The organism is Rhodosalinus sp. (assembly GCF_046542825.1).
Lineage (GTDB): Bacteria > Pseudomonadota > Alphaproteobacteria > Rhodobacterales > Rhodobacteraceae > Rhodosalinus.
On the sequence record NZ_JBKHAQ010000120.1, the window covers coordinates 1 to 8,410 of the forward strand.

The 8,410-nt window shown below is 68.2% G+C and carries 6 protein-coding genes and 1 pseudogene; 6 read left to right on the forward strand and 1 reads right to left on the reverse strand.

Translation table 11 applies throughout. The features are described from left to right. The 4 genes and pseudogenes from ACLFOB_RS12980 to ACLFOB_RS12995 form a co-directional block, all read left to right on the forward strand. Window positions 1-210 (forward strand): annotated as a pseudogene (locus tag ACLFOB_RS12980) (C4-dicarboxylate ABC transporter substrate-binding protein); the annotation flags it as partial. 92 nt (window positions 211-302) lie between these two features. Next, a complete protein-coding gene (locus ACLFOB_RS12985; RefSeq protein ID WP_410926339.1) occupies window positions 303-839 on the forward strand; it encodes a TRAP transporter small permease in 537 nt (178 codons plus the stop codon). Next, complete coding sequence (locus tag ACLFOB_RS12990; RefSeq protein ID WP_410926340.1) at window positions 832-2,139, forward strand: TRAP transporter large permease; 1,308 nt, start codon at window positions 832-834, stop codon at window positions 2,137-2,139. Before ACLFOB_RS12985 ends, ACLFOB_RS12990 begins: the two co-directional genes overlap by 8 nt. Before the next feature lie 57 nt (window positions 2,140-2,196). Then, a complete protein-coding gene (locus tag ACLFOB_RS12995) occupies window positions 2,197-3,777 on the forward strand; it encodes a fatty acyl-CoA synthetase (protein WP_410926341.1) in 1,581 nt (526 codons plus the stop codon). Window positions 3,778-3,941: 164 nt separating this feature from the next. Here the strand turns inward: ACLFOB_RS12995 and ACLFOB_RS13000 are convergent, their stop codons facing one another. Further along, window positions 3,942-4,982 carry a sodium:calcium antiporter gene (locus ACLFOB_RS13000; RefSeq protein ID WP_410926342.1) on the reverse strand — a complete coding sequence of 347 codons (1,041 nt, stop codon included), beginning with the start codon at window positions 4,980-4,982 and terminating at the stop codon, window positions 3,942-3,944. A 618-nt stretch (window positions 4,983-5,600) separates the two neighbouring features. On the opposite strand from ACLFOB_RS13000, the gene trpE reads away from it, so the two are divergent. Then, entirely contained in the window at window positions 5,601-7,109 is a 1,509-nt protein-coding gene (trpE, locus tag ACLFOB_RS13005; protein ID WP_410926343.1) for an anthranilate synthase component I, read from the forward strand. Between the two features lie 148 nt (window positions 7,110-7,257). Then, window positions 7,258-7,839, forward strand: a complete 582-nt coding sequence (locus tag ACLFOB_RS13010; RefSeq protein ID WP_410926344.1) for an anthranilate synthase component II — start codon at window positions 7,258-7,260, stop codon at window positions 7,837-7,839. The last annotated feature ends 571 nt before the right edge of the window (window positions 7,840-8,410 follow it).

Below are 8,410 nucleotides of genomic sequence, written 5' to 3' on the forward strand. Positions count from 1 at the left end.
GAGTTCATCGACGCCGACAAGGATGCCATCGCCGCGATCTACAAGGAACGCTTTGGCATCGAGTCCGGGACCGAGGCCGCCGAGGCCCTGACCGAGGGTCTGGAGCGGTGGACCGGGCTGACAGAGGACGTGTCCAGCGGCGAGGAACTGGCCGAGATCTACTGGAACGAGATCTTTTCGAAGATCGACGTGTCCTCCTACGGCCAGTGACCACCTCATCGACATGACTTCCGGCGCCGGGCACCGCACACCGCGGTGGTGCCCGGCGCCTGTCACCCTCACATGACTGTCGGAGGAAACCGATGTTCACGATTGGCAGGTCGTTGTCCTTCCTGGCCAAGTCGTCCTCCATGATCGGGGCGATCTGCGTCATCCTGATGATGCTTCACGTCACTGCCGATGTGGCTGGCCGCTACCTGTTCAACACCCCCGTGCCCGGCACCATCGTCGTGGTAGCGAACTATTACATGGTGATGGTCCTGTTTCTCGCCCTTGGCGTGGCCGAGGAAAAGCGCGCGCACATCTCGGTCGAATTCGTGACCGACCTGATGCCGCCGCGCGCGCAGGCCGGGTTCTCTCTGTTGTCCGGGCTGCTGACCGTCGGGGTCATGATCGTCATGATGATCGGGGGTTTGACGGAAGCGGTCAAGAAGACCGACATCGGAGCGACGATGGAGCAAGGCTCGCAGCGGATCGAGATTTGGCAGAGCTACTGGCTGGTGCCGTTGGGCGCGGCGCTGATGGCAGTGATCGCGGGCTACAGGGTGATCACGACCGTGACGGGCTGGCGCAACGGCCTGAACGAAACAGATGTAGATGCGAATTTCATAAGTGACTGACGTTGGCATCGGCCTGACCGGCCTGGCGACCCTGATCGCCCTGATCGCTGTACGCGTGCCCATCGGGATCGCCCTCATCGGGGTATCCTTTACCGGGCTCTATGTGCTGATGGGGCCGCGCGTCGCCTGGGGCGCGATGAGCATCGTGCCCTACAGCTTCACGTCGAGCTGGATTCTCAGCTCGATCCCGATGTTCCTGTTTCTGGGGTTCATCAGCTATCACACGCAACTGACGCGGGGCATGTTCAACGCGGCGCGGATCTGGCTGGCGGCGCTGCCCGGCGGGCTGGCCATCGCGTCGATCTTCGGCTCGGCCGGCTTCGCGGCGGTGTCGGGTTCGTCGATCGCCTGTTCGGCGGCGATGGGCCGGATCGCCATCCCCGAGATGATGAAGTACAAGTACCAGCCCGAACTGGCCACCGGCACGGTCGCGGTGGCGGGGACGATCGGCGCGCTGATCCCGCCATCGATCATCCTGATCCTCTACGGGGTGATCGCGCAGATATCGATCACGCAGCTCTTCCTCGGGGGCGTCGTCGCGGGGCTGATGACGGCGATCGGCTACATCCTTGTGGTGCTGCTGAGGGTTTGGCTGAATCCGGCGCTCGCCCCCGAACGCGACAGGGGCGTGAGCATGCGCGAGAAGCTGCTCGCCCTGCGCGAGACATGGCCGATTCTGCTGATCATGATCGGCATCTTCGGCGGGTTGTTCGGCGGCGTGTTCACCCCGACCGAGGCGGGCGCCGTCGGGGCGGCCATGGCGTGTCTGGTAGCGATCCTGACGGGACAGATGACATGGGCCCGGTTCCTGACCGCGGCGCGAGAAACCCTGATGACGACGGCGGCCCTGCTGATCATCGCCATCGGCGCCAGCCTGCTGACGCGGTTCCTGGCGCTGTCCGGGGCGGGCGACTACCTGTCCTCCGGCATCCTGAACATCGCCTCGACGCCGGTCCTGCTGATGATCGGCATCGTCTGCGTCTACCTCCTGATGGGGATGTTCCTCGAGCCGATCGGCGCGATGCTCCTGACGCTGCCGATCATCCTGCCGGTGATCGACGAGGCCGGGTGGAGCCTCTTGTGGTTCGGGATCGTGCTGACCAAGCTGCTGGAGATCGGGATGATCACGCCGCCCATCGGGATGAACGTGTTCGTGATCAAGAGCGTGGTGGGCAACCTGGTGACGACCTCGGCCATCTTCCGGGGGGTGGCGTGGTTCATCGTCATGGATCTGGTGCTGGTGGCGATCCTGTGCACGTTTCCCGGACTGGTGTTGTGGCTGCCGGCGCTTCTGAACTGAACATTTCCTTCCGTCCCGGGCGCGGGGCGGCGCGCAAGACAAGGCACGAGGGCAAAGTTGCATACAGAGACACTCATCCGACGGGCACGTGGGCAGCAACTGGGCGACATGCTGCGCCGGTCCGCCGCGCGCACCCCGACCAGGACCGCGCTGATCTTCCGCGATCAGGTCGACACCTTCGCCGAACTGGATGCGGCGGTGAACCGGGCCGCACATGCGCTCGAGGCGCGCGGCGTGACCAGGGGCGACCGCGTGGCGCTGTTCACCCACAACAACCGGGCCTTCGTGGTGTTGCGCTTTGCGCTGGCGCGGCTGGGGGCGGTGACGACTCCGGTCAACTTCATGCTGAGCGCGTCCGACGTGGCCTATATCCTCGGCCATTCCGGCGCCAGGATGATGATTGCCGAGGATGCGCTGTGCGCGACGGCCGATGCCGCACTGGCCCAGATCGGGCAGGACCTGCCGCGCTTCGTCATTCCTCATGCCGGTGTGGACGCGCCAGGGGGCTGGCAGCCGGTCGCCGATCTCCTGGATCACGACGACGCCTCCGAAGTCTGGCGCGACGTGGGGCCGGATGACCCGATCCAGATGATGTATACCAGCGGCACGGAAAGCCGCCCCAAGGGCGCGCTGCAAACCTCTGCGGCGCTCTACGCGCAATACGCAAGCTGCATCATCGACGGCGAGATGCGCGAGGATGCGGTTTCGCTTCACTGCCTGCCGCTCTTCCACTGTGCGCAGCTCGATTGTTTCCTCAGCCCCGACATCTACCTCGGAGCGACCTCGATCGTGCACGACAGGGCCGATCCGGCCGAGATGCTGGTCGCGATCGAACAGCATGGCGTCACCAGGCTGTTCTGCCCGCCGACAATCTGGATCGCGCTGCTGCGCCATCCCGATTTCGACACCCGCGACCTGAGCAGCCTGAATGCGGGCTACTACGGCGCCTCCATCATGCCGACGGCGGTGATCGAGGAACTGTCGCGGCGCCTGCCCAACATGCGGCTGTTCAATTTCTACGGTCAGACGGAAATGGCGCCGGTGGCCACGATCCTGAAACCGCAGGATCAGTTGCGCAAGCTGGGCTCGGCTGGGCGGCCCGCGCTGAACGTCGAGACGCGGGTTGTCGACGACGACGACATGCCGGTGCCGGTGGGCGACGTGGGCGAGATCGTGCATCGCAGCCCGCATCTGATCACCGAATACTACAAGGATCCCGAGAAGACGGCGGATGCGTTCCGGGGCGGCTGGTTCCACAGTGGCGACCTGGGCCGTTTCGACGAGGACGGGTACCTCTATGTCGTGGACCGCAAGAAGGACATGATCAAGACGGGCGGCGAGAACGTCGCCAGCCGCGAGGTCGAAGAAGCGATCTTCCGTCATCCCGACGTGGCCGAGGTGGCCGTGTTCGGCGTGCCCCATCCGAAGTGGATCGAGGCGGTGACGGCCGCAGTCGTGCCCAAGGCCGGTGCGACGCTGACCGCCGACGCGGTGATGGCCTACTGCCGCGAGGCTTTGGCGCATTTCAAGGCGCCCAAGCATGTCGAGATCACGGATCAGTTGCCCAAGAACGCCAGCGGCAAGATCCTGAAACGGGATCTGCGCCTGAAGTTTGCCGGAGTGTTCGACGCGGAATGACGGTCGGGGACTCACCAACCTCGTCAGGGTTGGCGAGTCTGAGCGAGCGGGGGTGACCGGAGCCCCGCCTCTCCTCCAATTCTTCTCAAGCATCCGGCGTGGGCCCAGGTCAGACGGCTTGGCGGACGTGCAACGACTTGCACGGGTGCAGCGCCGTCCCCCGCCTAAGGCCATGCGAACACCTGAACGGCGATGGCGCCCGCGTAGATCGTGAGGAGAAGGATGCTCTCGGCGCCGATCCGCGCCGGTCCCTGCCGCTGCCGCAGGATCAGCCCGCCGATCAGGATGCCGGTCATCAGAAGCGCCGTGCTGATCCAGAAGTAGTCGGCATCGCCGGCTGCGTGATAGAGCGACCCGTCGCGATAGGCGATGTCGGACGCCGTCAGGAACAGCGTGTCGAAGGTGTTGCCGCCGATGATCCCGCCCACGGCCAGCTGAAGCGCGCCGCGCCGGACGGCCGCGATGGTGGTGACGAGCTCGGGCAGCGAGGTCACGACCGCCGTGGCCAGCGCGCCCACGAGCGAGTCCGAGATGCCGAACCTGTCGGCCAGCGCCGAGGCGGACTTGGCGATCACGTAGCCCGAGGTGCCGAGGAAGAGCATCAGCACCCCGAACCTCGCGAAGAGGCGGCGCGTGCTCTGCCGGCGGCTCTCCTCGTCCTCCTCGTCCGGCTGGTCGGTCTTCGTGTCCTCGGTATCCACCGGCTGCCACATCGGGGCGTCCCGGACGCGGCGCGAGCCCACCAGCCCCGCCGCATAGACCAGTGGGATCGCGAAGGAGACGGGGTGCACCTCCCAGAGCGTCACTTCGGGCGAGGTGAGCGCGAGGAACGGCAGCGTCAGCAGCACCGTCAGCACGAGGCCCTGGTAGAGGTTGCCCAGATCGGCCGCGGCATGTTCGAGGTTGATCCTGCGGTAGAACATGTCCGCGATCGCAAGGAACACCGTCTGCGCCGCGATGCCGCCCACGCTGTTCGAGAAGGCGAGCGAGGCACGCCCGTCGAGCGACGCGGTGACGGAGACGATGATCCCGTTGAGCGAGGTCGCGGCCCCGAGCAGGACCCCGCCCACGATCGCCTCGCCCAGCCCCGTCCGGTCGGCGAGCCGGTCCGCAAGAGCGGTCGTCCGCAGCCCGGCCACGAGAACGACCAGGGTCGAGGCCAGGAACGCGCCCACCAGCGCCAGCGTCGAAAGATCGCCCCACATGCGTTTCCCCGCGTTGCCGCTTCGCGCGGCGTGACCCGACCGCGCGAACCTTCGGCAGAGAACGACGCCCGGACGCCTGCGGTTCACCCGTCCGGGCGCTCCGGCCGCGCGCCCCCGCGGGCTCGCGGGCTCGCGGCATCGGCATCGGCGCGCTGACAGACGGCCTGGATCCGCCGACCGGCGGGGTGAGACGCCGGGCGCGGCGCTGCTGGTCGGACTGCCGCGTCGATGACGGCCGCACATCGCAGGGGGCCGGAGCCGACCGGGGCGCCTGCCGTGCCCGCCGCTTCTCGCCGGGCAGCGCGTCGTCGGTGTTCCTTTGCGGCCCCTGCGAGGAGTGGTTGGCGAGGGGTGTCCGGCCTTGCCGCGCGCCCGCGCAAGGCTTAGACGCGGGAACACCCGGACCACGAGGGGCGACATGGCAGGCGGCTGCATCACGGAAACTGCGGTCTGGAGACGTCCGGACCGGCACGGGCGTCCGGCCTTCCGCGCGCGGGCCTGCCTGGCGCGGGGTCCGCGCGGGACGCCTCCTGGCCGGTTGCACGGTCTGGCCCGTGGCGGCGCCCGGCCGCCCGCGACCGGTGCGGCGCCCGGCGCCCAGGCGCAAGGATGCACGCCGTGGAGCTGATCCCCGATTTCGACAGCTTCGCCCGCGCCTACGAGGCCGGGCAGAACCAGGTCGTCTATGCCCGTCTGGCCGCCGATCTCGACACGCCGGTCTCCTTGATGCTCAAGCTCTCCGGCGCCGCGCGGGATGCCTTCATGCTGGAATCGGTGACCGGTGGCGAGGTGCGGGGCCGCTACTCGATCGTCGGGATGAAACCGGATCTGGTCTGGCAGTGCCGCGGCGCGACCAGCAGCCTGAACAGGCACGCGCGCTTCGATCCCGACGCGTTCGAGACATGGCCGGGCGATCCGCTCGACCATCTGCGCGCCCTGATCGCGGAAAGCCGGATCGCCCTGCCGGACGGTTTGCCCGCCGCCTCGGCGGGGCTCTTCGGCTATCTGGGCTACGACATGATCCGGCTGGTCGAGCATCTGCCCGAGGTGAACCCCGATCCGCTGGGACTGCCCGATGCGCTGATGCTGCGGCCCACGGTGGTCGCGGTGCTGGACGGGGTCAAGGGCGACGTCACCGTGGTCTCGCCCGCATGGGTGAGCGACGGGCAATCGGCGCGCGCGGCCTATGCCCAGGCCGCCGAGCGGGTGATGGACGCGGTGCGCGATCTGGACCGTGCGCTGCCGCAGGCCACGCGCGAGATGGGCGAGGCGCACGATCCGGCACCGCCGCAGTCGAATTTCGCCCATGCGGATTATCTGGCGGCGGTCGAGAAGGCCAGGGAGTACATCCGCGCGGGCGATATCTTTCAGGTCGTTCCCTCGCAGCGCTGGACGCAGGACTTCCCGCTGCCGCCCTTCACGCTCTACCGATCCTTGCGGCGCACGAATCCCTCGCCCTTCATGTTCTATTTCAACTTCGGCGGCTTCCAGGTGATTGGCGCCAGCCCCGAGATCCTCGTGCGGGTCTTCGGCCGCGAGGTCACCGTCCGCCCGATCGCGGGCACGCGCCCGCGCGGCGCGACGCCCGAAGAGGACCGCGCCTACGAGGCCGAGCTGCTGGCCGATCCGAAGGAGCGGGCCGAGCATCTGATGCTGCTGGATCTGGGCCGCAACGACGTGGGCCGCGTCGCGAAGATCGGGACGGTGCGGCCGACCGAGCAGTTCATCATCGAACGCTACAGCCATGTCATGCATATCGTGTCCAACGTGGTCGGCGAACTGGCCGAGGACCAGGACGCGCTGAGCGCGTTCTTCGCCGGCATGCCCGCCGGCACGGTGTCGGGTGCGCCCAAGGTGCGCGCAATGCAGATCATCGACGAGCTGGAGCCGGAAAAGCGCGGCATCTACGCCGGGGGCGTGGGCTATTTCAGCGCGGGCGGCGACATGGACATGTGCATCGCGCTGCGGACCGCCATCGTCAAGGACGGCAAACTGTACATCCAGGCCGGCGGTGGCGTGGTGCATGACAGCGACCCCGAAGCCGAGTATCAGGAGACCGTCCACAAGTCGAACGCGATCCGGCGGGCGGCGGCAGATGCCGCGCGCTTCTCCGGCGGGACCGGCTGAGGCGCAGCGATGCCGCGCCCCGCCCCTCGGCCGGCCGAAGACGCCCGGGCGCCCTGCCGCCCCCCGGCTTGCGCCCCCGACGCCATGGCGCAGGCGCCGGGAAACATGCCGCGGCCGGCTTGCCGCCCGAACGCGAAGGATTGCCCGGATGCTGCTGCTCATCGATAACTACGACAGTTTCACCTACAACCTGGTGCATTGCCTGGGCGAGCTGGGCGCCGGGGTCACGGTGCGCCGCAACGACGCGCTGGACGTGCCGGCCGCGCTGGCGATGAACCCCGCAGGCATCATCCTGTCGCCCGGTCCCTGCGATCCGGATCGGGCGGGCATCTGCCTGGCGCTGACCCGGACCGCGGCCGAAGCGGGCACGCCGCTTCTGGGCGTTTGCCTCGGGCATCAGACGATCGGCCAGGCCTTCGGCGGCAAGGTGGTGCGCTGCCACGAGATCGTGCACGGCAAGATGGGGGCGGTGCATCACGCGGGACGGGGGCTCTTCGCCGGGCTGCCCGGCCCCTTCGACGCCACGCGCTATCACTCGCTGGTGGTCGATCGCGACAGCCTGCCCGAATGCCTGGAGGTCACCGCATGGCTGCAGGACGGTACCGTCATGGGGCTGCAGCACCGCGATCTGCCGATCCACGGGGTGCAGTTCCACCCCGAGTCCATCGCCTCGCAACACGGTCGCGACCTGCTGCAGAACTTCCTCGATGTCACGAAGCTTGCCGCCTGAGCCGCGCGCGCCGCTGCCGACCCTGGCGCCGGGAGCAGCCCGAGCCTTTTGCGCCCGGGCACGCCTCGCCGCCGCGTGCCCGGGCGCACGGGGCACTCCCTCTGCCCCGTGCCGCTGTTGACGGCTGTCAACTTCTTCGTTTGACCGCTGCCCGAAGAGCCCCCTGCCCTTTCCGGCAGACCCTTTGTCATCGCAGCCACCGCGGCCGCCCGCATCGCTGCCCGCCTGCTCCGGTACGTTTTGCCGACGCGAGATGCCGGCCGGCGCTGCCCACTTCTTCGCCCGGCGCGTCGTGAACGGACAAAGGCTTGGTGTCCTGTGCTCTTGGCGCCCCTGCCGGGCGGGCAGTCCTTTGCAGCCGCCGCGGCGTTCGACGCCGCACCGTTTCCGGCTGTCAACATCACCGCCGCCGCGTCCTTCCCTCGCCCGCAGCCTCGGGCGCCGCCGTGGCCGATCGGTTAACGGCTGGCAACTCCGCGCCCGCCGGACGCCTCGGGGCCGCACCCGTTCGCGCGGATGGCACCATCGGGCGTTTTGTCTGAAACAGTCCGTCCCGAGGCTGCGCGACAGC

What these genes read in the sequence shown, in the direction of transcription:
- ACLFOB_RS12985 (WP_410926339.1), top strand. Translation starts at nt 303, where the DNA reads ATGTTCACGATTGGCAGGTCGTTGTCCTTCCTGGCCAAGTCGTCCTCC.
- ACLFOB_RS13000 (WP_410926342.1), bottom strand. Translation starts at nt 4,982, where the DNA reads ATGTGGGGCGATCTTTCGACGCTGGCGCTGGTGGGCGCGTTCCTGGCC.
- ACLFOB_RS13010 (WP_410926344.1), top strand. Translation starts at nt 7,258, where the DNA reads ATGCTGCTGCTCATCGATAACTACGACAGTTTCACCTACAACCTGGTG.